Source organism: Noviherbaspirillum malthae (assembly GCF_015352985.1).
In the GTDB taxonomy this organism is placed as follows: domain Bacteria; phylum Pseudomonadota; class Gammaproteobacteria; order Burkholderiales; family Burkholderiaceae_D; genus Noviherbaspirillum; species Noviherbaspirillum malthae.
The window spans coordinates 1-2,483 of record NZ_JACYXF010000157.1; the positions used below are offsets into that span (position 1 = coordinate 1).

2 protein-coding genes are annotated in these 2,483 nt (G+C 54.2%); both read left to right on the top strand.

Annotated features, from left to right (window positions below; translation table 11 throughout):
* Nucleotides 1-463 precede the first annotated feature (463 nt).
* Entirely contained in the window at nt 464-769 is a 306-nt protein-coding gene (locus tag IGW03_RS37395; protein ID WP_194727446.1) for a hypothetical protein, read from the top strand.
* 229 nt (nt 770-998) lie between these two features.
* Nucleotides 999-2,255, top strand: a complete 1,257-nt coding sequence (locus IGW03_RS37400; RefSeq protein WP_194727447.1) for an IS256 family transposase — start codon at nt 999-1,001, stop codon at nt 2,253-2,255.
* The last annotated feature ends 228 nt before the right edge of the window (nt 2,256-2,483 follow it).

Here is a 2,483-nt window from a genome sequence, read left to right on the forward strand (position 1 = left end):
TTGCCTGGCTTAACAAGTTCAAGCGTGTCATTACACGTTGGGACCGCTGCATCGAACATTACACCGCCTTTGTTCATCTCTCACTCATCATGATTCTGCTTCGCCGCCATTTATGAAATGAGTTCTAGGGATTGCGCACCGCATGGTTTATGCCTGCGTAGTTGGGGCCGCTTGCAAGTGACGAGGTGCAGGCTAGAAGAATAATCTGTATAAGTTGTGGCTTGATCTGACAGGATGTGTCAGATTATGAACTCCCGAGTTCGACCGAAAGTGTGTGAAGACGTCGTTTTGCCATGAGTCCAGAACGAGATATGGGAGAAAAGATTGTTTTCTCTTCCATAGGTCGTGGTCGATCCGCTCGGCCTTCACGTTTTCACACAGCCTCGACCCTTAGGCCTGTCAACGCAATAGCAAAAACGCTATACATTTATGCAACGGTTCAGCATTTGTTATGGGATATGTCATGAACCATACGAATGGCCATGGCTCACAGTATCTAACAACAACAGGAGCTGAAGGCAGTGCCATGGACGAGTACCAGATCATGTCCTTGCTTGAAAGGATACAACCAGGTAACGCTGATCCCTCGACGGTTGCCAGACTCTACGCCGAAACGTTAGCAGCAATCTCCGATCACATTAGCGATGACCAGATGCGCCGCTTTCTGATCTGTGGCGCATATTTATGTAATAAGGCAAAAGAAACGGCCACAGACCCAGACTCCGTTGAAGAATACTATTCTTTCACCGGCGCAAAGCGACTGCACTGAGGTTTATCTCCATCCGGATTACCGGACCATAGGATGGGATTGATCGTTTCTCGTGGCCCTTAGTAACTGCAATCACCTTTTAAGAAAATGTCGTGTCGAAGTATGCCCACCTAATCCCTGAACTTGACCTCATTGAGGCATTTGGCTTCTGGCTAAAACATACTCTGCCGGAGCCTGTCCTGATTTTTGTGTGCGAGGCATATCATATCTTTGACGATATGGAGGCGATATGCCACGCAAGACCAAGGATCTGACATCGGAGCAATCTTCCACGCCAGAAATCCCCAAGGAGCTTCTTGATCAGTTCGTGACCGGGCCGATGACTGCGCAAGCAGTTGAAGCCCTGATGGGCAAATTCAAGAAGGCGGTCATTGAGCGCGCCTTGAGTGGGGAGCTGACCCACCACCTGGGCTATCCGCCGGGAGCCGCCAAGCCGGATGAGAACGGCAATCATCGTAATGGCACCAGCGCCAAGACAGTTCTGACCGACGAAGGTGCGCTGCGCATCGACATCCCGCGCGACCGCCAGGGTTCATTCGAGCCACAGCTGATCGGCAAGCACGAGCGACGCTTCACCGGGTTCGACGACAAGATCATTGCCATGTATGCACGTGGCATGACCATGCGCGAGATGCAGGCCTTCCTGCGCGAGATGTACAACGTCGAAGTCAGTGCCGAATTCATCAGCAGTGTCACCGATGCCGTCATGAGCGAGATTGCCGCGTGGCAGGCCAGGCCGCTGGAGCCGATGTACCCGGTCGTCTTCTTCGATGCCCTGCGCGTCAAGATCCGGGAAGATGCCGTGGTGCGCAACAAGGCGGTCTACCTGGCGCTCGGCGTGCTTGCCGACGGGACGCGGGACATTCTGGGTCTTTGGATCGAGAACACCGAAGGTGCCAAGTTCTGGCTCAAGGTATTCAACGACCTGAAGACGCGCGGCTGCAATGACATCCTCATCGCCGTCACGGACGGCCTCAAGGGCATGCCTGAGGCGCTTGCTGCCGTCTATCCGGCCACCACGCTCCAGACCTGCATCGTGCACTTGATCCGTAATAGCCTGGAGTTTGCCAATTGGAAGGAGCGAAAGGCACTGGCCGCGGCCCTCAAACCGATCTATACCGCCTCCAGTGCCGAGGTAGCCGAAGCCGAGCTCAACGCCTTTGAGCAAGGCCCTTGGGGACAGAAGTTTCCAACTGTGGCTGCCAGCTGGAGGCGGGCCTGGCAACATGTGATTCCGTTCTTCGCGTTCCCGCCTGAGGTGCGTCGCGTCATCTACACCACCAATTCCATAGAAAGTGTACATGCGCGCCTGCGCAAGATCATCAAGACTCGCGGGCACTTCCCCAGCGACGATGCCGCCACCAAGCTCATCTGGCTGGCCCTGCGCAACATCACCGCACAATGGAGCCGTGCTGCACATGACTGGAAACAGGCGATGAATCAGTTCGCCATCATGTACGCCGACCGATTCAATTTACGAGCGTAGAATGAACACGACTTTACCACCGCACCGCACGCTCTTGCCCTTCACATGGGGCAGCGAGCGGCGCCGTGGAAAAGTCTACGTAGCCCTTGCACACAAAATATCTGACAGTGCGACTCGAAGTCGCTGTTGTAGTTGTTCAAGATCGATCTATTGTTTAGGAGGAATCTAGTGAACCTTCTGTTCCGTCAGAAGAGCCTACCTTGACAGGCGTGACAGGTAACTGTCGGG

What these genes read in the sequence shown, in the direction of transcription:
- IGW03_RS37395 (WP_194727446.1), top strand. Translation starts at nt 464, where the DNA reads ATGAACCATACGAATGGCCATGGCTCACAGTATCTAACAACAACAGGA.
- IGW03_RS37400 (WP_194727447.1), top strand. Translation starts at nt 999, where the DNA reads ATGCCACGCAAGACCAAGGATCTGACATCGGAGCAATCTTCCACGCCA.